Raw genomic sequence first — 24,347 nt, 5'->3', positions numbered from 1 at the left:
GGTTGAGACGATCCGCTAAGTGGCAGGTATAGAACGTCGGGATATTTCTTTCCGGCGTGCGACCTGTAAACTCGCGAGCTTTGGCTCTGTGCTGTTGCGGCGCGGAGTATCGCATAAGTGGGCGCGTTGTTCGCCTGCTGTTTATCGACAGGCAAAAACTCTTTCAATGAATCTGCTCAAATCGTTGGCCGCTGTCAGCTCTATCACGATGCTCTCCCGGGTTTTGGGGTTTGTTCGCGACACCCTTATCGCTCGCGCATTTGGTGCGGGAATGGCGACCGACGCCTTCTTTATCGCCTTCAAACTGCCCAATCTGCTGAGGCGGATCTTCGCCGAGGGAGCATTTTCGCAAGCTTTCGTGCCGATTCTCGCCGAATACAAAAGCCAGCAGGGCGAGGAGGCGACGCGAACCTTCATTGCTTATGTCTCGGGCCTGCTGACGCTGGTTCTGGCGCTGGTCACTGCGCTGGGCATGCTCGCCGCGCCATGGGTGATCTGGGCAACGGCACCGGGTTTCGTCACTACCCCGGAAAAATTCGAGCTGACCACCGATCTGCTGCGGGTCACTTTTCCTTATATATTGCTGATCTCCCTGTCTTCATTGGCCGGAGCGATCCTCAATACCTGGAACCGCTTCTCGGTGCCAGCCTTCGTGCCGACCCTGCTCAATGTCAGCATGATCATCTTTGCCGTGTTCCTGACGCCGTATTTCGATCCGCCGGTAATGGCGCTGGGCTGGGCCGTTCTGGTGGGCGGTCTGGCGCAATTGCTGTTTCAGCTGCCGCACCTGAAGAAAATCGGCATGCTGGTGCTGCCGCGCCTGAATCTGCGCGATAGCGGCGTCTGGCGGGTCATGAAACAGATGCTGCCAGCGATCATCGGCGTTTCGGTGAGTCAGATTTCGCTGATCATCAACACCATATTTGCTTCGTTTCTGGTGGCGGGTTCCGTTTCCTGGATGTATTACGCCGATCGCCTGATGGAATTGCCGTCCGGTGTGCTGGGTGTAGCGCTGGGCACGATTCTGCTGCCGACGCTAGCCAGGACCTATGCCAGCCAGGATCGCCACGAATACTCGCGGATCCTCGATTGGGGGCTGCGTCTGTGCTTCATGCTGGTGTTGCCGTGCGCCCTGGCGCTGGGGATTCTGTCTGAGCCGCTGACGGTTTCGCTGTTCCAGTACGGTCAGTTCAGCGCTTTCGATGCGGCCATGACCCAGCGCGCGTTGATTGCTTATTCCGTCGGCTTGCTGGGGATTATCGTGATCAAAGTGCTGGCGCCGGGCTTTTATGCGCAACAAAACATCCGCACCCCGGTAAAAATCGCGATTTTCACCCTCATCGTCACTCAGCTGTTCAACCTGGTGCTGATCGGTCCGTTGGCTCACGCTGGTCTGGCCTTGGCCATCAGTGCGGGTGCCTGCATCAATGCCGGGCTGTTGTTTTATCAGCTGCGCAAGCAGCAGATGTATCAACCGCAACCGGGCTGGGCGAAGTTCGGGCTCAAACTGCTGGTGGCGGTGGCGGTAATGTCCGCGGTATTGCTGGGCGCAATGCACTTTATGCCCGCCTGGGGGGAAGGGCATATGCTGGAGCGTTTGCTGCGTCTGGGCGAATTGGTGATCGCCGGCGTGGTGGTCTATTTCGGCATGTTGCTGTTGATGGGCTTCCGTTTGCGCGACTTCAATCGCAAGGCCTTGAACTGAGGCTTATGTCTCGATAAACACGGGCGGGCCGGCGGTTTTGTCGGCTCGATCACTTTGGGTTACGGTGTTGCCTGTCGTCGGCCGCCGGGTGTGGTTATAATCGACCACTTTATGAGCAAGAAGCGCGTTATGCAGCTGGTTCGAGGCCTCCACAACCTGCGCCCCCAGCATCGGGGCTGTGTCGCCACTATTGGCAACTTTGACGGTGTTCACCGTGGTCACCAGGCTATCCTGGTCCGGCTGCGTGAACGTGCGCTCGAGTTGGGCGTGCCCAGCTGCGTGGTGATTTTCGAGCCGCAGCCGCGAGAATTCTTCGCCCCGGACACCGCCCCGGCCCGTCTGGCCCGCCTGCGGGACAAACTGCAGTTGCTGGCCGAAGAAGGCGTCGATCGGGTGCTGTGCCTGGCTTTCAATCAGCGCCTGAGCAAGCTCAGCGCGAGCGAATTCGTCGATACCATTCTGGTGGACGGCCTCGGCGTGCAGCACCTGGAAGTCGGTGACGATTTCCGTTTTGGCTGTGATCGGCTAGGGGATTTCGATTTTCTGCAACAGGCCGGCGTCCTTCAGGGGTTTACCGTCGAAGCGGCGCAGACCGTCGAGCTGGACGGCATTCGTGTCAGTAGCACTCAGGTGCGTAATGCACTGGCCGCTGCCGATTTCGCCTTGGCCGAGCGGCTGCTCGGGCGTCCGTACCGGATTGCCGGGCGAGTCCTGCATGGCCAGAAGCTGGCGCGCCAGCTCGGTACGCCGACCGCCAACATACAACTCAAGCGTCGTCGTGTGCCGCTGAGCGGGGTTTACCTGGTCAACGTCGACATCGACGGCAAGACCTGGCCAGGCGTCGCCAATATCGGCGTGCGGCCAACGGTCGAAGGGGATGGCAAAGCCCACCTCGAAGTACACCTTTTAGATTTTGCCGGCGATCTGTATGACCGGCGTTTGACGGTGGTCTTCCACCACAAGCTGCGTGAAGAGCAGCGTTTCGCCTCTCTGGAGGCGCTTAAGACGGCGATCAATGCGGATGTCGCCGCCGCCCGTGCCCTGTCGCACCTAGCGCCAATCGCTAATGAAGAGCCTTAAATGACCGACTATAAAGCCACGCTAAACCTTCCGGACACCGCCTTCCCAATGAAGGCCGGCCTGCCTCAGCGCGAACCGCAGATTCTGCAGCGCTGGGACAGCATTGGCCTGTACGGTAAGTTGCGCGAGATTGGCAAGGATCGTCCGAAGTTCGTACTTCACGACGGTCCTCCGTACGCCAACGGCACGATTCACATCGGTCATGCGCTGAACAAGATTCTCAAGGACATGATCATCCGCTCGAAAACCCTGTCGGGTTTCGACGCGCCTTATGTGCCGGGCTGGGACTGCCACGGTCTGCCGATCGAGCACAAAGTCGAAGTGACCCACGGCAAGAACCTGGGCGCGGACAAGACCCGCGAACTGTGCCGTGCCTACGCCACCGAACAGATCGAAGGCCAGAAGTCCGAATTCATTCGTCTGGGCGTGTTGGGCGACTTCGCCAACCCGTACAAGACCATGGACTTCAAAAACGAGGCCGGTGAAATCCGTGCCCTGGCGGAAATCGTCAAGGGTGGCTTCGTGTTCAAGGGCCTGAAGCCTGTGAACTGGTGCTTTGACTGCGGTTCGGCTCTGGCTGAAGCGGAAGTCGAGTACGAGAACAAAAAGTCCGCGACCATCGACGTGGCCTTCCCGATCGCCGACGAAGCCAAACTGGCTGCCGCGTTCGGTCTGCCATCGCTGGGCAAACCCGCCTCGATCGTGATCTGGACCACCACCCCGTGGACCATCCCGGCCAACCAGGCGTTGAACGTTCACCCGGAATTCAACTACGCCCTGGTCGACGTCGGCGACAAACTGCTGGTGCTGGCTGAAGAGCTGGTCGAGTCGTGCCTTGCCCGCTATAGCCTGGAAGGTTCGGTCATTGCGACCACCACCGGTAAAGAACTGGAACTGATCAACTTCTGTCACCCGTTCTACGATCGTCTGTCGCCGGTTTACCTGGCCGAGTACGTTGAGCTGGGCGCTGGCACCGGCGTGGTTCACTCCTCGCCAGCCTACGGCGTAGACGACTTCGTGACCTGCAAAGCCTATGGCATGGTCAACGACGACATCCTCAATCCGGTGCAAAGCAATGGCGTGTACGCGACATCGCTGGAGTTCTTTGGCGGCCAGTTCATCTGGAAGGCCAACCCGGCCATTGTCGACAAATTGTCGGAAGTCGGCGCGCTGCTGCACACCGAAACCATTGAACACAGCTACATGCATTGCTGGCGTCACAAGACTCCGCTGATCTACCGTGCCACCGCGCAGTGGTTCATCGGCATGGACAAAGAGCCTGCGACCGGCGAAACCCTGCGCAAGCGGGCGATCAAAGCCATCGAAGAGACCAAGTTCGTTCCGGCCTGGGGTCAGGCGCGGCTGCACTCGATGATCGCCAACCGTCCTGACTGGTGCATCTCCCGTCAGCGCAACTGGGGCGTGCCGATCCCGTTCTTCCTGAACAAGGAAAGCGGTGAGCTGCACCCGCGCACTGTCGAGCTGATGGAAGTCGTCGCCCAGCGCGTCGAAGTCGAAGGCATCGAAGCCTGGTTCAAGATGGACGCCGCCGAGTTGCTCGGTGAAGAGGCGCCGCTGTACGACAAGATCAGCGACACCCTGGACGTCTGGTTCGACTCGGGCACCACGCACTGGCACGTCCTGCGCGGCTCGCACTCGATGGGTCACGAGACCGGTCCACGTGCCGATCTGTACCTGGAAGGTTCGGACCAACACCGCGGCTGGTTCCACTCGTCGTTGCTGACCGGTTGCGCCATCGACGACCACGCCCCGTACCGCGAGCTGCTGACCCACGGTTTCACCGTTGACGAGTCCGGTCGCAAAATGTCCAAGTCTTTGGGCAACGTCATCGCGCCGCAGAAGGTCAACGACACCCTGGGCGCCGATATCATGCGTCTGTGGGTCGCTTCTACCGACTACTCGGGTGAAATGGCGGTTTCCGAGCAGATCCTGCAACGCAGCGCGGACGCCTACCGGCGCATCCGTAACACCGCGCGCTTCCTGCTTTCCAACCTGACCGGTTTCAACCCGGCCACCGACATCCTGCCGGCCGAAGAAATGCTGGCGCTGGACCGTTGGGCCGTGGATCGCACCCTGCTGCTGCAACGCGAGTTGCAAGAGCACTACGGCGAATACCGCTTCTGGAATGTCTACTCCAAGATCCACAACTTCTGCGTGCAGGAGCTGGGCGGTTTCTACCTCGACATCATCAAGGACCGTCAGTACACCACTGGCGCCAACAGCAAGGCCCGTCGTTCGGCGCAAACCGCGCTGTACCACATCAGCGAAGCGCTGGTGCGCTGGATCGCGCCGATCCTGGCGTTCACCGCCGACGAGCTGTGGCAGTACCTGCCGGGCGAGCGTAACGAGTCTGTGATGCTCAACACCTGGTACGAAGGCCTGACCGAATTGCCGGAAGGCTTCGAGCTGGACCGCGCCTACTGGGAGCGGATCATGGCGGTGAAGGTGGCGGTCAACAAGGAAATGGAAATCCAGCGCGCGGCGAAGGCCGTCGGTGGCAACCTGCAAGCCGAAGTGACGCTGTTCGCCGAAGACGCGCTGAGCGCCGACCTGGCCAAGCTGAGCAACGAACTGCGCTTCGTGTTGATCACCTCGACTGCTACTGTTGCACCATTCGTGCAGGCTCCGGCCGATGCAGTGGTCACCGAAGTCGGCGGTTTGAAACTGCAAGTGGTCAAGTCGAGCCATGCCAAGTGCGCCCGTTGCTGGCACTGCCGTGAAGACGTCGGCGTGAACCCGGAGCATCCGGAAATCTGCGGTCGTTGCGTCGACAACATCAGCGGCGCTGGCGAGGTTCGTCACTATGCCTAATGCCGTTGGCCGTTTCGGACGGCTGAGCTGGCTCTGGTTGAGTTTGCTGGTCCTGGTCATCGACCAGGCCAGCAAGTTCTACTTCGAAGGCTCGCTGAGCATGTACCAGCAAATCGTGGTGATCCCCGATTACTTCAGCTGGACCCTGGCCTACAACACCGGCGCGGCGTTCAGTTTCCTGGCTGACAGCTCGGGCTGGCAGCGCTGGCTGTTCGCCCTGATCGCGGTGGTGGTTAGTGCGGTGCTGGTGGTTTGGCTCAAGCGCCTGGGGCGCAACGAAACCTGGTTGGCAGTCGCCTTGGCGCTGGTGCTGGGTGGCGCGTTGGGTAACCTGTACGACCGCATTGCCTTGGGCCATGTGATCGATTTCATTCTGGTGCATTGGCAGAACCGCTGGTATTTCCCGGCGTTCAACTTTGCCGACAGTGCAATTTCTGTCGGCGCCGTGATGCTTGCACTGGATATGTTCAAAAGTAAAAAGACCGGAGAAACCGTTCATGACTGAACAGGTATTGGCTGAGCAACGCATTGGCCAGAACACGGAAGTCACCTTGCACTTTGCATTGCGTCTGGAGAACGGCGACACCGTCGACAGTACCTTCGACAAAGCCCCGGCGACCTTCAAGGTTGGCGACGGCAGCCTGTTGCCAGGTTTCGAAGCAGCGCTGTTCGGCTTCAAGGCCGGCGACAAACGCACCCTGACCATCGAGCCGGAAAACGCTTTTGGTCAACCGAACCCGCAAAATGTGCAGATCATCCCGCGCTCGCAGTTCAAGGATATGGAACTGTCGCCTGGCTTGCTGGTGATCTTCAACGATGCGGCCAATACTGAGCTGCCCGGTGTGGTGAAAGAGTTCGATGACGCCCAGGTGACCATCGACTTCAACCACCCGCTGGCCGGTAAAACCTTGACCTTTGACGTCGAGATCTTCAACGTCAAAGCGTTGTAACTGACCGAATTCGGTCCAATGTGGGAGCGGGCTTGCTCGCGAAAGCGTCATCACATGTAACATCAATGTCGACTGACACACCGCTTTCGCGAGCAAGCCCGCTCCCACATTAAGATTTCACTGTTTTCGAGGCCGGTGTTCGAATGACAGGTGGCATTACTATTTCTTGCGCGCAAGACACGAGGCACAGCATGCAAATCAAACTCGCCAATCCCCGTGGCTTCTGCGCCGGTGTGGACCGGGCGATCGAAATCGTCAACCGCGCCCTGGAAGTCTTCGGGCCGCCGATCTACGTGCGCCACGAAGTGGTCCACAATAAATTCGTCGTCGAAGACCTGCGCGCCCGTGGGGCGATCTTCGTCGAAGAGCTGGATCAGGTGCCGGATGACGTGATCGTGATCTTCAGCGCCCATGGCGTTTCCCAGGCCGTGCGCACCGAAGCCGCTGGCCGTGGCCTGAAGGTGTTCGACGCTACCTGCCCGCTGGTGACCAAGGTACACATCGAAGTCGCGCGCTACAGCCGCGACGGCCGTGAATGCATCCTCATCGGCCACGCCGGTCACCCGGAAGTCGAAGGCACCATGGGCCAGTACGATGGCAGCAATGGTGGCGCGATCTATCTGGTCGAGGACGAGAAAGACGTCGCCGCGTTGCAAGTAAACAACCCTGAAAAACTGGCCTTCGTCACCCAGACCACCCTGTCCATGGACGACACCAGTCGTGTGATCGACGCCCTGCGTACTCGGTTCCCGGCGATCGGCGGTCCGCGCAAGGACGATATCTGCTACGCCACGCAAAACCGTCAGGACGCCGTCAAACAGCTGGCAGACGAATGCGACGTGGTGCTGGTGGTCGGCAGCCCGAACAGTTCCAACTCCAATCGCCTGCGTGAACTGGCTGAACGCATGGCCACCCCGGCCTATCTGATCGACGGCGCCGAAGACCTGCAAAAGAGCTGGTTCGACGGTGTCGAGCGGATTGGCATCACGGCCGGTGCCTCCGCTCCGGAAGTACTGGTGCGTGGTGTGATCCAGCAATTGCAGGCCTGGGGCGCCACCGGGGCCGATGAACTGGCCGGCCGCGAGGAGAACATCACGTTCTCCATGCCTAAAGAATTGCGCGTGCGTTCGTTGCTTTAACGTTTTTCGCCTTTCGACACAGCGCCTGCTCAGCCTTTTCGCTGGTCAGGCGCACTCGGCCACTTCGTGCCAGTACAACCTGGAGGTGGCTGACTGGCTCACGAGCCGCGCAAATGTGTAGTCTCCCTGCCTGAAATGTCCCCTCGGGCATCTGCGGTTCCCCTAGATTGCTGAACCGCACAAAACGTCTGACCCACCAATTACCGACAATCGGCGTCCGAGCATCGCTCGCGCGCTCCACTAGCAGTGGATTGCTGCTGTCCTCCGGCCCTTTGCCGCTGATGTCCAGAATGATCCGCCAGCCTTGGCTCCAGTCGCCGTTGATGCCATGAATGACCACGCTCTGGTTGAGGGTGATGGCCTGGGTTCTGGCGTGCCGGATCCCGCTGATCAGCGACTCGGCTGCCTGCTCCCGATGGTTCGATTCTGTGAATGCAGCGAACGCCGGGCTGACCAGTTGCAGAACAATCCCGACAATTGTCAGTCCCATGAGCAGTTCGATCAGGCTGAAACCTTGCTGATGCATGTCATTTCCTTCCCTGGAGTGCTGCGGCCCGCACGATCCCTGCGCGAGTAATGGCAAAAACAACCGTACATCCGGCGGTCGAATGTTCTAGCGTGTAGAAGCAGGTATAGCCGACGGCAACGGAGGGCACTGATGGATCATCGTACAAAAGGTTTCACGCTGATCGAGCTGCTGATCACGCTCGCCGTGTTTCTGATCCTGATCAGCCTGGCTGTTCCGGCGTTTACCCGCTCGGTGCAAAGCACCAAGGCCGACACCGAGATCGGCGACCTGCAACGCGCACTCAATTACGCCCGGCTTGAGGCGATCGACCGGGGCATTACCACCCGGGTTCGCCCGACAGCAGGCGGGAGTGTCTGGACCGGCGATCTGACCGTTTATGACGGTACCGGCAACCCAGCCAATGTATTGCGGGTTGTTCCAGCGATGAGCAGTGGTGCAACTCTGACGCTAACCTCAGGAGTGACCGCTATTGATTTCAACAATCTGGGCGGTTTGTCGGCACCGTCTACGGCAGTCGTGATCAGTTATGTACTGGGGGCGCAGAGCCGGACGCTGAATGTGTGTTTGAACGGACGAATTCTATTGGGTGGAAGTTGCGGATGAGGGGTTGGAGCAAGCGTGCACAGGAGGGCATGACGCTGATCGAGGTACTGGTCGCGTTATTGGTTCTGGCCGTGGGGTTGTTGGGCGCGGCGGCGATTCAGCTCAATGCGCTGAAGTACACCGATAGCTCGCGGATGACCAGTCAGGCGAGTTTTATCGCCTACGACATGATGGACCGCATACGCGCCAACTCCGGCGCCGATTACACCGTCACGCCACCGACCTCGGGCAACCTGAGCGTGGCCCGGGATCAGGATCTTTACGATTTCACCACCAACATCGTCAATTTCGGCGGCGCCACAGCGACCGGTAGCATCACCCGCAACCAGCGGGTGTACACCATCACCATTACCTGGGACGACTCGCGGGCCGCCAATACCGCCGACTCGCGCCGCAGTTTTGTCCTCACCAGTCGCGCCACCGTTGATCCGGCGACGACACCATGATCAGAGCCAATAGAGGGTTCGGCCTGATCGAATTGCTGATCGCCCTGGCGTTGAGTCTGGTCGTGGTTCTTGGCGTGGCGCAGATCTTCATCGCAGCTAAAAATACCTACGTCAGTCAGAACACCGCCGCCGGCATGCAGGAAGATGCGCGGTTCGTCCTGAGCAAAATGATTCAAGAAATCCGCATGGTCGGCATGTTCGGTTGCCTGGGCACGATCATCGACGGCAGCTCGGCAGGGAATTTCAATGCCAGTCAGATCACGCCAATCAGTTGGGACAATGCCAACCTCAAATTAACGCTTGTCACCGCCGATGTCGGCGGCAGTGGCGGGGTGCCGACCTGGACGGTCATTTCCGATTGCCGCAATATCGCGACGGCCTACACCGGTGCACGCATCCCGGCATCGGGGCAGTTGGCATTTCCGATCCGGCGATTGGTCTACAGCTTCAGCAACAACCAGCTGCTGATGGGCTCCGGTGCCGGCACTCCGACGCAGCAGGTGCTGGTGAACAACGTCAGTGCCTTCAATGTGAGCTTCGGCCTCGCCAGTTCGGCCACGGATACGGCCGCCTCCACCTACAGCAGTAACCCATCTGACCCGGCACGAATCCGCAGTGTGCGACTGACGCTGACGCTAACCGACCCGAACGGCCGGGTACACGAACAAACCTTCAACGTGGTTGCCGCCTTGCGCAACCGGTTGCCATGAGGGAGGGCCGATGAGTATTGCTCCCATGACCCCTCACGCCCAGCGCGGCATGGCGCTGTTGGTCAGCCTGGTGTTTCTTCTGGTGCTGACGTTGATCGGCCTTTCGTCGATGCAGAGCGCGACGTTGCAGGAAAAAATGGCCGGCAGCGTGATCCTGCGTAATCAGTCGTTCCAGGGCGCAGAAGCGGCATTGCGTGTCGGTGAAAGCGCGGTGCAACTGGACACCTATTCATTGCCGGTTTGCAGCGGTACCAGCCAATGTGTGCCGCCGGCCGAGGTGTCGGTCATTACCACCGCCGGGTTCAACTCCACCTCGGGGGTGACCTGGATCGCCTCCGGCAGCGGCTTTTACGGGGTGCAGAACATCGGCACCACCCTGACGGCCGTGAACGTGCCGAGCAACACGTCGGCAACGCTGTACCGGGTGACCGCCGTGGGCATCGCGGGCAATTCGCGCAGTGTGGTGGAGAGTATCTATGCGAAGTACTGAGACCCGTACAGGCTGGCGCCGTTGGTTGTTGCAATTGTTCTGCGGCGCGGCGTTGAGTCTTTATCTGGCAGCGCCGACTTACGCCTTCACGCCCTCGGATTCGCCGCTGTTGAACGCCGCCGCCGTGGCGCCCAATGTAATGCTGTTACTCGACGACTCGAAGAGTATGAACAGCATTATCTGGGCGACAGGCTTCGACCCGACGGTCGCGCGCGCCCCGGTGACTATTTGCCTCTCCAATGGTTCGTGCAAGAAAGGCCGCGAGCTTGACATGACCGATACCAATATTGCTTTGTCGAGTTTGACTCGAGGAACATGTTCGAAGGATTGGTACGGTTTTTATAACAACAGCTCTACCGGTCTGGAGTCGCTTTGCCTCAAGCTTCCCGATCCGGTGGGGAGCGAGGACACGCTATATACGGCGAATTACCTGTCCTATCTGATAAGCCTGGCGAACAATGCCGACCGGGATTTCACCGATGGCTCGATCCCCAATGATTACCGGATGAATGTGGCGCGCAACGTTTCCAAGACGTTGGTGGCCAGCAACCGCTCGCTGCGCATCGGCCTCGCGACGTTCAACCTGGCGGTCGGCAACCATAAGAATGACGGCGGTTACATCGTCCGTTCGGTCAGTGATTTGTCGGCAGTCAGCGGCACCGTGACCCAGGCTCAGGCCGATACCAACTACAACGCATTGATCGCCGGAATCGACGAACTGAGCGCGGAGGCCAATACGCCCCTGGCGGAAGCCTATTACGAGATCACCCGCTATTTCCGTGGCATGGCGCCGTACAACAACTCGACGCCCACCACCTACACCAGTCCGATTCAGTATCGCTGCCAGAGAAATTACGGCGTGGTAATCACCGGTGGTCTGCCGACCTACGACCGAACCTTTCCGACCGACGATCCGCTGGGTGGTAGCCAGTTACCGAACTGGGACGGTATCAGCAATAACGATGGCGCCAACCTCTTCGGCGATGATCAGGGCGACACCCTGTTCCTGGATGACATCGCCAAGTTCGCTTTCGACATCGACATGCGCTCCACGGGAACCGATGCTACGGGCAAAAGCTGGGACGCCCTGGACTTTCCCAGGCAGAACATGAATACCTACACCGTGGGTTTCACCGCGGCAAACCAGATGCTGGCGGACGCCGCGACCTACGGACAGGGAAGGTACTACCAGGCGACTGATGGCACGGGACTGAACAGCGCACTTTCTTCGGCTTTGAGCGACATCACCTCCAAGGCCGGATCAGGTGGCAGCGGCGTTGCCAGCGGCACAACCCTGACCAGCAACTCAGCCTACTTCCAGACCACCTACGACCCCAAGGACTGGCGGGGCACCATCAAGTCTTTTGGCTTCACATCGGCGGGCGCGGTGAACACGGCGGCGGTGCTGTGGACGACCGATACCACCATCGTGCCCGGTGCTACCGCGCCGACCTACCAGTCCTGGAATACCCTGACCAAAGCTGCTGTCACTCTGGCCTACAGCAACTTCTCCCCGGTCCAGCAGGATTCTCTCAACCAGGGGCTGCCCGTCGGCATCACCGGTAGCGATCTGGTGGAGTGGAGCAAGGGCACCAATAAAACCGGCTTGAAAACGCGCAGTGTATTGCTCGGCGATATCATCAATTCGCCTCTCGTGCTGGCCGCGCCCACGGACAAAACCGCGTCCGATCTGGTGGGTGACACCACCTACAGCACCTACCTCGCCACCAAAGCCGCCAACATGAACTCCAGCTTGGTGGTGAACGCCAACGACGGTTTTGTAAACGTCATCAACTCGACCAACGGTGTCAGACGCTACGGCTATATGCCCTCCAGTGTGCTGCCATCATTGCGCTACATCGCTGACCTCACTTACATCAACGGTGTAAGCCACAAGTTTTTGGTCGACGGTCAGGTCGGTGTGTTCGATGCTCAACTCGATAGCGCCTGGAAAACCCTGGCGATTGGTGGAACAGGGGCGGGCGGCAAAACGTTTTATGCCCTGCAACTGTTCGACGCCTCGGCCGGTAATGTGACTAACGCGTTGTGGGAAATCAGTGCGCCAGCCACGGCTGATGCGGCGAACGTTTTCAATGATCTGGGTTATGCCTATGCGCGCCCCGAAGTGGCACGCTTGGCCGATGGTCGCTGGGCGGCGTTCATTTCCAACGGTTATGGCAGTCACTCCGGAGTGGCAGCGCTGTATGTGGTGGATATCCGCGACGGCTCACTGATCAAGAAGATCGTGGTCGACAGTACAGACACCACCAACGGCTTGTCGTCGGTGAAGCTCAGGGTCAATTCGCAGAACGTGGTGCAGGCCGCCTATGGGGGCGACTTGAAGGGGCGGTTGTGGAAGTTCGATTTGAGTGGCACCACCACAGACACCTGGGGCGTGGCGTTTTCCGGCAAGCCGTTGTTCACCACGGCGGGAGGGGCGACCCAACCGATCACTGTGCAGCCACTGCTTGCCGATCACGCATTGGGCGGTAAGCAAGTGTTGTTCGGTACCGGCAAATTAAATGAGGCCGCCGACAAGACCAACAAGGATCTCCAGGCGTTCTACGCGGTATGGGATGCGGAGGGTGGCGCGGGGCAAATCACCACTTCCAGCTTGCAGGCGCAGGCGGTGACCGGCGTTTTTTCGGGCAGCTCCGGGCAATTCATCACCACCAGCCAGAACGAAGTGACCTACCCGGCAAAGAAAGGCTGGTACTTGCCGTTGGTGTACAACAATGTGCTGACGGGAGAGCGAGTGATCAATCAGGCCACTCTGGTATCGGGGCGAATCGTGTTTAGCACGGCCAGTATGGATACCACGGACCCCTGTGCCGGCTTCGGCAGCGGCAAACTGATCGAACTCGATGCGTTCAGCGGTAAGATGCTCAATTACGCGGTGCTCGACACCAATGCCGACGGGACGGTCGACAGCACTGACACAATTTCCAGTGGGGTGATCTTCACTGGCGGCATCCCGACCCTGAACGCGGTCGTCAACGACGCCTCCCGCAAGATTGTGAACGACTCCGGTGGCGGCATCAGCACACTGGTGGAAAAATCCGGTGGCGGCAGCGGCCGTCGCATCATGTGGCGACAAATACAGTAAGTGAGAGTTGAGGCATGCGCAGATCCAACCGAGGTTTTACCCTGATCGAAATCATGATCGTGATTGCGATCATCGGGATCGTCATCACTATCGGCTATCCGAGCCTCACCGAGTATGTAAAAAAGGGGCGCCGTACTGAAGTGGCCGGGCTGCTTTCCGAGCAGGCACAGATCCTTGAGCGCTTCTATTCGAAGAATAATGTCTACACCAATGCCACCGGTCTGAGCGCCGGCAATGATTTCTATACCATCACCCCGACCCTGACCGATCAGACCTTCCTGCTGACGGCAACACGCAAGGCCGGATCGAGCATGGCGAGCGACAAGTGTGGTGACTTCACGCTCACCAACACGGGCGTCAGAAGCATGGTCAATGCGACGGCCGGCCAGACCACCAAGAGTTGCTGGGGTCGCTGAGTTTATTTTTCGGGCGCCCTTTACGCCCTCTGTCTATTGAACGGTTGGATCAGAACATGAGCAGGCAGCAGCAAGTGGTGATTGTCGGCGGCGGGGTGATTGGCCTGCTGACGGCGTTCAATCTCGCGTCCGAAGTGCAGAGCGTCGTGCTGCTGGACCGCTCGAATGTCGGTCAGGAGTCGTCCTGGGCCGGTGGCGGGATCGTCTCGCCCCTCTACCCGTGGCGTTACAGCCCGGCGGTCACTGCGTTGGCTCATTGGTCCCAGGATTTTTATCCACAGCTGGCGGAGCATTTGTTTGCCACCACTGGTGTCGATCCTGAAGTGCACACCACCGGATTGTACTGGCTGGACCTGGATGACGAAGCCGAAGCGCTCGCCTGGGCCACACGGGAAAACCGCCCGCTGCGGGCTGTGGATATCTCTGCGGCACACGATGCGGTGCCGGTATTGGGCGCCGGTTTTTCGCGGGCGATCTACATGGCCGATGTGGCCAATGTGCGTAATCCACGGCTGGTGAAATCCCTCAAGGCAGCCTTGCTGGCGCTGCCGAATGTGACGATTCATGAGCAGTGCGAGGTCAGCGGGTTTATCCGTGAAGGCGCTGCGGTGGTCGGGGTTCAGACTTCGATGGGGGCCATTGCGGGTGATCAGGTGGTTTTGACGGCCGGAGCCTGGAGCGGTGACTTGCTGAAAAGCCTGGGCCTGGAGTTGCCGGTCGAGCCGGTCAAAGGCCAGATGATTCTCTACAAGTGCGCGGCGGACTTCCTTCCAAGCATGGTCCTGGCCAAGGGGCGTTATGCCATTCCGCGGCGCGACGGGCACATTCTGATCGGCAGTACGCTGGAGCATGAAGGCTTCGACAAGACGCCGACCGACACCGCACTGGAAAGCCTGAAGGCCTCGGCGGTGGAGTTGATTCCGGCGCTGGCGGATGCCGAGGTGGTGGGGCATTGGGCCGGGTTGCGGCCGGGGTCACCGGAAGGGATTCCCTATATTGGCCGGGTGCCGGGTTTTGACGGGCTCTGGCTCAACTGCGGGCACTACCGTAATGGACTGGTGCTGGCGCCGGCGTCGTGTCAGTTGTTTGCGGATGTGATGCTGGGTAGGGCGCCGATTATCGATCCTGCGCCGTATGCACCAGTCGGACGAATCTGACAGAAGATCAAAAGATCGCAGCCTTCGGCAGCTCCTACATTGAATTATGTTTGACCGCGATATCGATATGGCGGCGAACACCGAATCTGTAGGAGCTGCGGAAGGCTTGCGATCTTTTAACGGTTCAATCCAACCCCAATTTCTTGAGCCTGTAACGCATCGACCGAAACGACAGATTCAACCGCTGAGCCGCTGCCGTGCGGTTCCAGCGGGTTTCTTCCAGGGCCTGGAGGATGAGTTTGCGTTCGACGTTTTCCAGATAGGCCTCCAGGTTGTCGATCTGCGTCAGGTCCGGCACGTCGCCGTCCGGGTTGCAGTTGCCTTCGGCCAGCCGCAGGTCGCTGGCTTCGATTTGTTTGTTCTCGCACAAGGTGTGCGCCCGCTCAAGCATGTTCTCCAATTCCCGCACGTTTCCTGGAAAACGATAGCTTTTCAGTGCGTCGAGGGCTTGCGGGTGGAGTTTTGCAGCGGGTTGGCCAGTGCCGGTCGCCAGCCGCTTGAGCATATTGTTGGCCAGAAGCTCAATGTCGTCGCGGCGTTCGCGCAAGGGCGGCACCCGCAGCTCGATCACGTTCAGACGGTAGTACAAGTCCTGGCGAAAGCGTTCGGCGGCGACTTCGGTATCGAGGTCTTTGTGGGTGGCGCAGAGTATGCGCACATCGACCACGGTTTCCTGCTGCCCACCGATGCTGCGCACGGCTTTCTCTTGAATGGCCCGCAATAGTTTGACCTGCATCGCCAGCGGCAGGTCTGCCACCTCATCGAGGAACAAAGTGCCGCCCTGTGCGGCCTGGAACAGCCCGGGTTTGTCTTCGATGGCGCCGCTGAAGCTGCCTTTGCGATGGCCGAAAAATTCGCTTTCCATCAATTCCGACGGGATAGCCCCGCAGTTCACCGGCACGAACGGTCGGTTGGCGCGTGGGCCTTGATCGTGGATCAGTCGGGCGACCAACTCTTTGCCGCTGCCAGACTCGCCGCTGATGTACACCGGGGCCTGACTGCGGGCTAGTTTGTCGATTTGTTTGCGCAGGCTGCGCATGGGCAGTGAGTCACCCAGCAGTCGACGGTCGATGGCACTGCTGGCGCCGCCTGGCGCAGGCAAACTCAGCGCGCTGGTGACCAGTTCGCGCAGGCGGGTGAGGTCGACCGGTTTGGTCAGAAAATCGAAGGCTCCAGCCTTGAGGGCGTTGATTGCCGTCTCCAGGCTGCCATAGGCCGTGATCATCGCTACCGGCACTTGCGCATAGCGCTGCTGGATGTGCTGCACCAGCGCCAGACCGGTGCCGTCGGGCAGGCGCATGTCGGTCAGGCACAGGTCGAATGTCTCCCGTGCCAGCATTGCTTGCGCTTCTGCGAGATTGCGGGCGCTGAAGGTGTCGAGTTTCATCCGCCCCAGGGTTATTTCCAGGAGTTCGCGAATATCCGGCTCGTCGTCGACGATCAGGATTTTTTGCCGTGGGCTCATGTTCAACTTTGTTTCCGTCCGTGAGCAAAAGTGATGCGAAAGCAGCCGCCGCCTTGGCGTGGTTTGAAGTCTAGGCGGGCCTGATTGCTTTCGCACAGCTCACGGGACAGATAAAGCCCCAGGCCAGTACCCTGGCTGCTGGTGGTGAAGAACGGTTCGAACAAGTGCGAGCGCTGCTCCGGCGCCACGCCGGGGCCATCGTCCAGGACTTCAAGGGTCGGCAACTGGCTCTCCGGGTCGAGGTGCAACTCAAGCCAGGCTTGAGCCTGAGCGTGCTTCAGTGCGCTATGGCGCCAGGCGTTGCGCAGCAGATTGTCGAGAATCTGGGTCAGCTGATTCGGGTCCATCAGGGTTTTGAAGTTTCCCGAACCGATGCGCAGGTGAATTTGCTGACGTTCGGTCGCCCCTTCGCGAGTTTCAGCGACAAAGTGCTCCAGCCACGGCCGTAGATCCAGCCGTTGCGGCACGGTTTGCTGGCGACGAGACAGTTGCAGGACGTTTTCGATTACCCGATTCATTCGCTGAGAGTGGTCTTGAATAATCTGTGTCAGACGCCGATCCGCGCCGTTCAGTTCCTCGGATTCCTGCAGTAACTGCGCGGCATGACTAATGGCACCCAGTGGATTGCGGATCTCATGGGCAATACCGGCGGTCAGGCGACCGAGGGCGGCGAGTTTAAGTTGCTGGGCCTGTTGGGCGATTTGGGCGAGGTCTTCGAGAAAAACCAGCGTCTGGTGGTGCGGGCTATGGTTCAGGGCAATGAAACTCGGTTGCAGCTCAAGACCATTGCTGGCGATTTTCAGGCTTTGTGGGCGCAAAGTCGGATTGTTGAACCACAGTTGGAGCCGCTCGACCAACGGCATCGAATAGTCGTCGATCAACTGGCCATCGAGTTTTTCCTGCCCCAGCAAGGTCAAGGCGCTGTGATTGGCCAGTTGCACATGCCGTTGGTCGTCCAGCACCAGAATGCCCGTGCGCATGCGTTGCAGGATCAGTGCGTTGAGGGCTTCGAGGCTGAGCACTTCGCTGGCCCGCTGCTCGGCCAGGGTTTCGCTGACTTCCAGTCTTCGGATCAAGCCTTGCACCAGCAATGCTGCGGCAAAACACAGGGCCCCAAGAGTGCCAATTTGCAGGTAATCGTTGGGGCTGGTGGGATGGCTGAAGCTCAGAAGGAAGCTCAAGCCCACGATGCCGAGGGCGCCAACTGCCGCAATCAACAGGCCGATGCGCCCGCGCAGCAGGGTGTTGCTGATGACCACCGACACGATCAACAGGTTGCCGATGGCGCTGGGCATGCCGCCAGCGGCATAGAACAGGCCGCATAGCAGCAGCACATCGACCAGCGCCAGGCTGAACAACTGCGCCGGGCGCCGGGTGTTCCCCTGAAAGACCACCAGCAGGATATTCAGCACCAGGTACAACCAGCTGCCGTTACGCAGCAAGTCATCATTGGCGAACGTCAGCAACTGGTTGTCCATGTTGCTGGAGATCAACAGCACCAAGGTGATGCCGATGCTTAAACGGTAGAGGTGATAGAGGCGCAGCAGTCGCTGGGCCTGTTTGTTGCCGGGACTGGACGTCTCAGCGATCACTGGAACCCGGGCCTTGCTCAAGGTGAGCCTGGCTGCAATACCACTGTTGTTGAAGGCTCAGCGCGCGGTCGCGGGGCAGGTGTACACCGCAATGAGCACAGCGGACCATGGGTGGAGCATCTTGCTCGCGCGGCGTGTTGGTGCCCGAAGCCGGGCCCTTGAACTTGCGCCAGAACCATATCGCAGCGGCAATCAGGGCGATCCAGAACAATAAACGAAGCATGGTGAGCTGCTTTTTGAGTAGTGAATTGGCAGTTTAGCCAAGGACGGGTCAGGCGCACAGCGCAATACGCTCACCCCTGAAATCCGGTAATAAAAAAGGCGCCTCGAAAGGCGCCTTCTCGGCACAACACCCCAGCGTCAGTCGAACACGCCGAAGGTCATGTAGCTGAACCACGAGCGATCGGTATTGTTGGCTTCGGACTCGTGCTGCTCTTCTTCGATCACATCGCCGTTTTCATCTTTAGGCTTGAGCTCGTTCGGAATCGAGTCCTTGGCATCCTGGAACTGCCTCTGTACGTCCTGGTTGGCGCGGGTTTCACCCGGCGGCAGCGGCGGACGGGATTCGATCAGGCCCAAGGTGGCCTTGCTCAGCCACGAACGGTTGTCGGCTTCGTCCTTCGAAGGCACGAACTGACCGTCCACCAGGCTTGGGTGGTTCGGGTAGTTGAGCTTCAGGGTTTCGAGGGTGGTCGCGGCCAGTTCGTCCAGGTGCAGACGCTGGTAGGCTTCAGTCATCACCGCCAGGCCGTCACCGACCGAAGGGGTTTCCTGGAAGTTTTCCACCACGTAACGACCACGGTTCGCGGCGGCGACATAGGCCTGACGAGTCAGGTAATAGTCGGCAACGTGAATCTCGTAGGAAGCCAGCAGGTTGCGCAGGTAGATCATGCGCTGCTTGGCATCCGGTGAGTAGCGGCTGTTCGGGAAGCGGCTGGTCAGCTGCGCGAACTCGTTGTAGGAGTCGCGAGCGGCGCCCGGGTCACGCTTGGTCATGTCCAGCGGCAAGAAGCGCGCCAGCAGGCCGACGTCCTGGTCGAAAGAGGTCAGGCCCTTGAGGTAGTAGGCGTAATCCACGTTCGGGTGCTGCGGGTGCAGACGAATGAAACGCTCGGCGGCGGACTTCGCAGCCTCAGGCTCGGCATTCTTGTAGTTGGCGTAGATGAGCTCGAGTTGAGCCTGATCGGCGTAGCGACCGAACGGATAACGCGACTCCAGGGCCTTCAGCTTGGCTGTGGCGCTGGTGTAACTATTATTGTCCAGGTCGGTCTGCGCCTGCTGGTACAGCTCGACTTCGCTCAGGTTTTCGTCTACGACTTCCTTCGATGAGCAAGCAGCGGTCAATGCGAGGATGGCGATCAGCAGCAGGTGTTTCACTTGCATGGCGGCTTGCGTCCCTATGACGGCCGCTGTCTTGGGCGGGGCCGTCCTGTTATGATGAGCGCCCCGTTGAAAAGCCTCGGGGCAAAAGACGCCGTATTTAACCACAAGCGCGCAGCCGAAACCAAAGGCTGTGCCGACGCCTAGTCTGAGCATGTCCGATAAAATTGAACTTCGCGCAGAGGTGCCGTCCGAATTGGGCGGCCAACGCCTCGATCAAGTCGCCGCACAATTATTCGCTGAGCACTCGCGCTCGCGCCTTTCCGCCTGGATCAAAGACGGCCGCCTGACTGTGGATGGGGCGGTTATCCGCCCGCGAGACATCGTTCATGGTGGCGCCATTCTTGAACTGACTGCCGAGCAGGAAGCTCAGGGCGAATGGATCGCTCAAGACATCGAGCTGGACATCGTCTATGAAGACGACGACATCCTGGTGATCAACAAGCCTGCGGGCCTGGTGGTGCATCCGGCTGCCGGTCACGCTGATGGCACTTTGCTCAACGCCTTGCTGCACCACGTGCCGGACATTATCAATGTGCCCCGCGCCGGTATTGTGCATCGCCTGGACAAGGACACCACCGGTCTGATGGTGGTAGCCAAGACCATTCAAGCGCAGACGCAGCTTGTCACGCAATTGCAGAGCCGCAGCGTAAGCCGGATCTACGAGTGTATCGTGATCGGTGTGGTGACAGCCGGCGGCAAGATCAATGCGCCGATCGGTCGTCACGGCCAGCAACGCCAGCGCATGGCCGTGATGGAAGGTGGCAAGCAGGCCGTCAGCCATTACCGCGTGCTCGAGCGTTTCCGCTCCCACACTCACGTGCGGGTGAAGCTGGAAACCGGTCGTACTCACCAGATTCGCGTGCACATGGCGCACATCAACTACCCGTTGGTCGGAGATCCTGCCTATGGCGGTCGTTTCCGTATTCCGCCGGCCGCCAGTGTGACCATGGTCGAATCCCTGAAGAATTTCCCGCGTCAGGCGCTGCATGCGCGGTTCCTGGAGCTGGACCATCCGACCACCGGAAAACGCATGAGCTGGGAATCGCCACTGCCGGATGACTTCGTCTGGTTGCTGTCGCTGCTCAAGCAAGACCGTGAGGCGTTCATCGGATGAGTGACTGGCTGATTCCCGACTGGCCTGCGCCTGCCGGGGTGAAAGCCTGCGTCACCACCCGTGCGGGCGGCGTCAGTCTGGCGCCGTTTGACAGCCTCAATTTGGGCGATCATGTCGACGACAGCCCCGAAGCTGTCGCCGAAAACCGCCGTCGCCTCACCGATCATTTCTCTATTCAACCGGCCTGGTTAAAGCAGGTTCACGGCATTGTCGTGGCCCAAGCAGATCCAAGCCTGGTAGCCACTGCCGACGCCAGCTGGACGGCAACACCCGGTATCGCCTGCACCGCGATGACCGCTGATTGCCTTCCGGCGCTGTTTTGCGACCGTGCCGGCACCCGCGTCGCTGCCGCCCATGCCGGTTGGCGCGGGTTGGCGGCGGGTGTGCTGGAAGCTACCCTCGACAGTCTGGCCGTGCCGCCTGAAGACGTGCTGGTCTGGCTCGGCCCGGCCATTGGCCCGCAAGCCTTTGAAGTCGGCCCGGAAGTGCGCGAAACCTTCGTCCAGCAATTGCCTGAAGCCGCCAAAGCCTTCGTGCCGAGCCAGAATGCCGGCAAGTTCATGGCCGACATCTATGAGCTGGCGCGTTTACGTCTGGCCGCTCGCGGCGTTACCGCTGTTTATGGTGGCGGTTTCTGCACCGTGACCGACCCTCGCTTCTTTTCTTACCGCCGCAGTCCACGCACCGGTCGGTTTGCTTCCCTGATCTGGCTCGAACGCTAGACTTCTCTGATCTGCATCAACGTCACGACGCTTGAATCTCCCAGAATCGACCACATCTAGTGAGGTATCTGGCAGGTTTCTTCATTCAGGATGTTTATAGGTCCGGCCTGCTCAAAAGGAAGGTGACCCATGCGTATAGACCGTTTAACCAGCAAGTTGCAGTTAGCCTTGTCCGACGCCCAATCCCTGGCTGTCGGCCTCGATCATCCGGCGATTGAGCCGGCGCATTTGATGCAGGCCATGCTTGAACAGCAGGGTGGTTCGATCAAACCCCTGCTGATGCAGGTGGGTTTTGACGTCAACAGCTTGCGTAAAGAACTGACCAAAGTCCTCGATCAGCTGCCGAAAATCCAGAATCCCACCGGCGATGTGAACATGTCGCAGGATCTGGCGCGCCTGCTCAACCAGGCTGACCGCCTGGCTCAGCAGAAGGGTGATCAATTCATCTCCAGCGAACTGGTGCTGCTCGCTGCCATGGACGAGAACAGCAAGCTCGGCAAATTGTTGCTGGGCCAGGGCGTGAGCAAGAAAGCCCTGGAAAACGCGATCAATAACCTGCGCGGCGGTGAGGCAGTCAATGATGCCAACCATGAAGAATCCCGTCAGGCGCTCGACAAATACACCATCGACCTGACCAAGCGCGCCGAAGAAGGCAAGCTCGATCCAGTGATCGGCCGCGACGACGAAATTCGTCGCACCATTCAGGTCCTGCAACGCCGCACCAAGAACAACCCGGTGCTGATCGGTGAGCCTGGGGTGGGTAAAACCGCCATCGCCGAAGGCCTGGCCCAGCGCATCATCAACGGCGAAGTACCGGATGGCCTGAGAGGCAAGCGTCTGTTGTCTCTGGACATGGGGGCTTTGATTGCCGGTGCCAAATACCGCGGCGAGTTCGAAGAACGCCTCAAATCCCTGCTCAACGAACTGTCGAAGCAGGAAGGGCAGATCATTCTGTTCATCGACGAACTGCATACCATGGTCGGCGCCGGTAAAGGCGAAGGCTCGATGGATGCGGGCAATATGCTCAAGCCTGCGTTGGCTCGTGGTGAACTGCACTGCGTGGGCGCGACCACGCTCAACGAGTACCGCCAATATATAGAGAAGGATGCGGCCCTTGAGCGGCGCTTCCAGAAAGTCTTGGTGGATGAGCCGAGCGAAGAAGACACCATCGCCATCCTGCGTGGCCTGAAGGAGCGTTACGAGGTTCACCACAAGGTGGCGATCACCGACGGTGCGATCATCGCCGCGGCCAAGCTCAGTCATCGCTACATCACCGACCGTCAGCTGCCGGACAAAGCCATCGACCTGATCGACGAAGCCGCCAGCCGCATCCGTATGGAGATCGACTCCAAGCCGGAAGTGCTGGACCGTCTGGAACGTCGTCTGATTCAGCTGAAGGTGGAATCCCAGGCGCTGAAGAAAGAAAGCGACGACGCGGCGAAGAAACGTCTGGAAAAACTGCAGGAAGAAATCGTTCGTCACGAGCGTGAATACTCGGACCTCGAAGAAATCTGGAACTCGGAAAAAGCCGAAGTCCAGGGTTCGGCACAGATCCAGCAGAAGATCGAACAGTCCCGTCAGGAACTGGAAGCCGCGCGCCGTAAGGGCGACTTGAACCGCATGGCCGAGTTGCAATACGGGGTGATCCCGGACCTGGAGCGCAGCCTGCAAATGGTCGATCAGCACGGTAAAAGCGAAAACCAGTTGCTGCGCAGCAAGGTGACTGAAGAAGAGATCGCCGAAGTCGTGTCGAAGTGGACCGGCATTCCTGTGTCGAAAATGCTCGAGGGCGAGCGCGAAAAACTGATGAAGATGGAAAGCCTGTTGCACCAGCGTGTGATCGGTCAGGACGAAGCGGTGATCGCCGTTTCCAATGCCGTGCGGCGTTCCCGCGCCGGGTTGTCCGACCCGAATCGCCCGAGCGGTTCGTTCATGTTCCTCGGCCCGACCGGTGTCGGTAAAACCGAGTTGTGCAAGGCGCTGGCCGAGTTCCTGTTCGATACCGAAGAGGCGATGGTGCGGATCGACATGTCCGAGTTCATGGAGAAACATTCCGTGGCTCGACTGATTGGAGCGCCACCGGGCTACGTGGGCTATGAAGAGGGTGGTTACCTGACCGAGGCGGTGCGTCGCAAGCCTTATTCGGTGATTCTCCTGGACGAGGTCGAGAAGGCCCACCCGGACGTGTTCAACATTTTGCTGCAAGTGCTCGAAGATGGCCGTTTGACCGACAGCCATGGTCGCACGGTGGATTTCAGAAATACCGTGATCGTCATGACCTCCAACCTCGGATCGGTGCAGATTCAGGAACTGGTGGGTGATCGCGAGGCGCAGCGCGCGGCGGTGATGGATGCGATTTCCACGCACTTCCGGCCGGAGTTCATCAACCGGGTCGACGAAGTGGTGATTTTCGAGCCGCTGGCTCGGGATCAGATCGCCGGCATTACCGAGATCCAGTTGGGTCGCCTGCGTAGCCGCCTGACCGAGCGCGAGCTGAAGCTTGAGCTGAGTCCGGAAGCGATGGATAAGCTGATCGCTGTCGGTTACGACCCGGTGTATGGCGCACGGCCGCTCAAACGGGCGATCCAGCGCTGGATCGAGAACCCATTGGCACAGTTGATTCTGTCGGGCCGATTCATGCCTGGCGACACCGCCAAAGGTGTGGTGGAGAACGACGAAATCGTTTTCGTCTGACGCTCGGCGGCAGTGCAATAAAAGAAGGCCTCGCATTGCGAGGCCTTTTTTTCGCCAGGCTGTTGAACTTAAAGGAAAAGGCTTGTAAAGTGCGCCCCGCAGTAAGTCACCCCAAAGGGGTTTCTGCTCCCCAAGCAGGAATCTGAAATAAGTTGCAAATCATTAACTTGAAAGCAATTTAGGGGGTTGACAGAGGTGCTTAAGATTGTAGAAT

21 protein-coding genes are annotated in these 24,347 nt (G+C 59.4%); 16 read left to right on the top strand and 5 right to left on the bottom strand.

The annotated features are described in order from the left end of the window. Positions 1-166 precede the first annotated feature (166 nt). The 6 genes from murJ (at position 167) to ispH (ending at position 7,706) form a co-directional block, all read left to right on the top strand. Positions 167-1,705, top strand: coding sequence for a murein biosynthesis integral membrane protein MurJ (gene murJ / locus AB7M29_RS30375; protein ID WP_454248627.1), 1,539 nt, complete (start codon positions 167-169; stop codon positions 1,703-1,705). Between the two features lie 129 nt (positions 1,706-1,834). Beyond that, complete coding sequence (ribF, locus tag AB7M29_RS30370) at positions 1,835-2,785, top strand: bifunctional riboflavin kinase/FAD synthetase (RefSeq protein ID WP_052967592.1); 951 nt, start codon at positions 1,835-1,837, stop codon at positions 2,783-2,785. Further along, positions 2,786-5,617 (top strand): isoleucine--tRNA ligase, encoded by a 2,832-nt coding sequence (gene ileS, locus AB7M29_RS30365; protein WP_454248626.1) that lies wholly within the window; start codon positions 2,786-2,788, stop codon positions 5,615-5,617. It abuts the gene before it with no gap. Next, positions 5,610-6,122 (top strand): signal peptidase II, encoded by a 513-nt coding sequence (lspA, locus tag AB7M29_RS30360; protein ID WP_007901890.1) that lies wholly within the window; start codon positions 5,610-5,612, stop codon positions 6,120-6,122. The genes ileS and lspA overlap by 8 nt, the downstream gene beginning before the upstream one ends. Before the next feature lie 7 nt (positions 6,123-6,129). Beyond that, positions 6,130-6,567 (top strand): FKBP-type peptidyl-prolyl cis-trans isomerase, encoded by a 438-nt coding sequence (gene fkpB, locus AB7M29_RS30355; protein WP_176466970.1) that lies wholly within the window; start codon positions 6,130-6,132, stop codon positions 6,565-6,567. A 191-nt stretch (positions 6,568-6,758) separates the two neighbouring features. Then, entirely contained in the window at positions 6,759-7,706 is a 948-nt protein-coding gene (ispH, locus tag AB7M29_RS30350) for a 4-hydroxy-3-methylbut-2-enyl diphosphate reductase (protein WP_033054296.1), read from the top strand. On the opposite strand, the gene AB7M29_RS30345 is transcribed toward ispH, so the two are convergent. Beyond that, positions 7,675-8,232, bottom strand: a complete 558-nt coding sequence (locus AB7M29_RS30345; protein ID WP_217858695.1) for a GspH/FimT family pseudopilin — start codon at positions 8,230-8,232, stop codon at positions 7,675-7,677. The genes ispH and AB7M29_RS30345 overlap by 32 nt on opposite strands. Before the next feature lie 132 nt (positions 8,233-8,364). On the opposite strand from AB7M29_RS30345, the gene AB7M29_RS30340 reads away from it, so the two are divergent. From AB7M29_RS30340 to thiO, 7 genes are read left to right on the top strand one after another with little or no spacing between them, the layout of a single operon-like run. Then, positions 8,365-8,838, top strand: coding sequence for a GspH/FimT family pseudopilin (locus AB7M29_RS30340; protein ID WP_008008702.1), 474 nt, complete (start codon positions 8,365-8,367; stop codon positions 8,836-8,838). Then, positions 8,835-9,284, top strand: a complete 450-nt coding sequence (pilV, locus tag AB7M29_RS30335) for a type IV pilus modification protein PilV (RefSeq protein ID WP_305446957.1) — start codon at positions 8,835-8,837, stop codon at positions 9,282-9,284. Before AB7M29_RS30340 ends, pilV begins: the two co-directional genes overlap by 4 nt. Beyond that, positions 9,281-9,994 carry a PilW family protein gene (locus tag AB7M29_RS30330; protein ID WP_454248625.1) on the top strand — a complete coding sequence of 238 codons (714 nt, stop codon included), beginning with the start codon at positions 9,281-9,283 and terminating at the stop codon, positions 9,992-9,994. Before pilV ends, AB7M29_RS30330 begins: the two co-directional genes overlap by 4 nt. A gap of 10 nt (positions 9,995-10,004) precedes the next feature. Further along, entirely contained in the window at positions 10,005-10,484 is a 480-nt protein-coding gene (locus AB7M29_RS30325; RefSeq protein WP_217858651.1) for a pilus assembly PilX family protein, read from the top strand. Further along, complete coding sequence (locus AB7M29_RS30320) at positions 10,471-13,590, top strand: pilus assembly protein (protein ID WP_454248624.1); 3,120 nt, start codon at positions 10,471-10,473, stop codon at positions 13,588-13,590. The genes AB7M29_RS30325 and AB7M29_RS30320 overlap by 14 nt, the downstream gene beginning before the upstream one ends. Before the next feature lie 14 nt (positions 13,591-13,604). Further along, positions 13,605-14,006, top strand: coding sequence for a type IV pilin protein (locus tag AB7M29_RS30315; protein WP_038981497.1), 402 nt, complete (start codon positions 13,605-13,607; stop codon positions 14,004-14,006). A 56-nt stretch (positions 14,007-14,062) separates the two neighbouring features. After that, on the top strand, positions 14,063-15,163 hold the full coding sequence (gene thiO, locus AB7M29_RS30310) for a glycine oxidase ThiO (RefSeq protein WP_217858653.1): 1,101 nt from the start codon (positions 14,063-14,065) through the stop codon (positions 15,161-15,163). 124 nt (positions 15,164-15,287) lie between these two features. Here the strand turns inward: thiO and AB7M29_RS30305 are convergent, their stop codons facing one another. The 4 genes from AB7M29_RS30305 to AB7M29_RS30290 all read right to left on the bottom strand — a co-directional run bounded on the left by AB7M29_RS30305 (position 15,288) and on the right by AB7M29_RS30290 (position 19,603). Further along, a complete protein-coding gene (locus AB7M29_RS30305; protein WP_217858654.1) occupies positions 15,288-16,628 on the bottom strand; it encodes a sigma-54-dependent transcriptional regulator in 1,341 nt (446 codons plus the stop codon). A 2-nt stretch (positions 16,629-16,630) separates the two neighbouring features. Further along, positions 16,631-18,220 carry a sensor histidine kinase gene (locus tag AB7M29_RS30300; protein ID WP_454248623.1) on the bottom strand — a complete coding sequence of 530 codons (1,590 nt, stop codon included), beginning with the start codon at positions 18,218-18,220 and terminating at the stop codon, positions 16,631-16,633. After that, positions 18,210-18,443 (bottom strand): PP0621 family protein, encoded by a 234-nt coding sequence (locus AB7M29_RS30295; RefSeq protein ID WP_052967613.1) that lies wholly within the window; start codon positions 18,441-18,443, stop codon positions 18,210-18,212. Before AB7M29_RS30295 ends, AB7M29_RS30300 begins: the two co-directional genes overlap by 11 nt. A 137-nt stretch (positions 18,444-18,580) precedes the next feature. Beyond that, on the bottom strand, positions 18,581-19,603 hold the full coding sequence (locus AB7M29_RS30290) for an outer membrane protein assembly factor BamD (RefSeq protein ID WP_217858656.1): 1,023 nt from the start codon (positions 19,601-19,603) through the stop codon (positions 18,581-18,583). Positions 19,604-19,754: 151 nt separating this feature from the next. On the opposite strand from AB7M29_RS30290, the gene rluD reads away from it, so the two are divergent. The 3 genes from rluD to clpB all read left to right on the top strand — a co-directional run bounded on the left by rluD (position 19,755) and on the right by clpB (position 24,133). Then, positions 19,755-20,717, top strand: a complete 963-nt coding sequence (gene rluD / locus AB7M29_RS30285; protein ID WP_007901932.1) for a 23S rRNA pseudouridine(1911/1915/1917) synthase RluD — start codon at positions 19,755-19,757, stop codon at positions 20,715-20,717. Continuing rightward, complete coding sequence (pgeF, locus tag AB7M29_RS30280) at positions 20,714-21,439, top strand: peptidoglycan editing factor PgeF (protein ID WP_217858657.1); 726 nt, start codon at positions 20,714-20,716, stop codon at positions 21,437-21,439. Before rluD ends, pgeF begins: the two co-directional genes overlap by 4 nt. A 129-nt stretch (positions 21,440-21,568) precedes the next feature. Beyond that, positions 21,569-24,133 (top strand): ATP-dependent chaperone ClpB, encoded by a 2,565-nt coding sequence (gene clpB / locus AB7M29_RS30275; protein WP_454248622.1) that lies wholly within the window; start codon positions 21,569-21,571, stop codon positions 24,131-24,133. Positions 24,134-24,347: the final 214 nt, after the last annotated feature.

The sequence above is a fragment of the Pseudomonas sp. F-14 TE3623 genome, from assembly GCF_053629015.1.
Note: the sequence above shows the minus strand (reverse complement) of the source record. Positions and strands in the feature narration are given on the sequence as shown.

Excerpts from the sequence above, each read along its gene's own strand:
- murJ (WP_454248627.1), top strand. The coding sequence starts at position 167 with ATGAATCTGCTCAAATCGTTGGCCGCTGTCAGCTCTATCACGATGCTC.
- ribF (WP_052967592.1), top strand. The coding sequence starts at position 1,835 with ATGCAGCTGGTTCGAGGCCTCCACAACCTGCGCCCCCAGCATCGGGGC.
- ileS (WP_454248626.1), top strand. The coding sequence starts at position 2,786 with ATGACCGACTATAAAGCCACGCTAAACCTTCCGGACACCGCCTTCCCA.
- lspA (WP_007901890.1), top strand. The coding sequence starts at position 5,610 with ATGCCTAATGCCGTTGGCCGTTTCGGACGGCTGAGCTGGCTCTGGTTG.
- ispH (WP_033054296.1), top strand. The coding sequence starts at position 6,759 with ATGCAAATCAAACTCGCCAATCCCCGTGGCTTCTGCGCCGGTGTGGAC.
- AB7M29_RS30345 (WP_217858695.1), bottom strand. The coding sequence starts at position 8,232 with ATGCATCAGCAAGGTTTCAGCCTGATCGAACTGCTCATGGGACTGACA.
- AB7M29_RS30340 (WP_008008702.1), top strand. The coding sequence starts at position 8,365 with ATGGATCATCGTACAAAAGGTTTCACGCTGATCGAGCTGCTGATCACG.
- pilV (WP_305446957.1), top strand. The coding sequence starts at position 8,835 with ATGAGGGGTTGGAGCAAGCGTGCACAGGAGGGCATGACGCTGATCGAG.
- AB7M29_RS30330 (WP_454248625.1), top strand. The coding sequence starts at position 9,281 with ATGATCAGAGCCAATAGAGGGTTCGGCCTGATCGAATTGCTGATCGCC.
- AB7M29_RS30325 (WP_217858651.1), top strand. The coding sequence starts at position 10,005 with ATGAGTATTGCTCCCATGACCCCTCACGCCCAGCGCGGCATGGCGCTG.
- AB7M29_RS30320 (WP_454248624.1), top strand. The coding sequence starts at position 10,471 with ATGCGAAGTACTGAGACCCGTACAGGCTGGCGCCGTTGGTTGTTGCAA.
- AB7M29_RS30315 (WP_038981497.1), top strand. The coding sequence starts at position 13,605 with ATGCGCAGATCCAACCGAGGTTTTACCCTGATCGAAATCATGATCGTG.
- thiO (WP_217858653.1), top strand. The coding sequence starts at position 14,063 with ATGAGCAGGCAGCAGCAAGTGGTGATTGTCGGCGGCGGGGTGATTGGC.
- AB7M29_RS30305 (WP_217858654.1), bottom strand. The coding sequence starts at position 16,628 with ATGAGCCCACGGCAAAAAATCCTGATCGTCGACGACGAGCCGGATATT.
- AB7M29_RS30295 (WP_052967613.1), bottom strand. The coding sequence starts at position 18,443 with ATGCTTCGTTTATTGTTCTGGATCGCCCTGATTGCCGCTGCGATATGG.
- AB7M29_RS30290 (WP_217858656.1), bottom strand. The coding sequence starts at position 19,603 with ATGCAAGTGAAACACCTGCTGCTGATCGCCATCCTCGCATTGACCGCT.
- rluD (WP_007901932.1), top strand. The coding sequence starts at position 19,755 with ATGTCCGATAAAATTGAACTTCGCGCAGAGGTGCCGTCCGAATTGGGC.
- pgeF (WP_217858657.1), top strand. The coding sequence starts at position 20,714 with ATGAGTGACTGGCTGATTCCCGACTGGCCTGCGCCTGCCGGGGTGAAA.
- clpB (WP_454248622.1), top strand. The coding sequence starts at position 21,569 with ATGCGTATAGACCGTTTAACCAGCAAGTTGCAGTTAGCCTTGTCCGAC.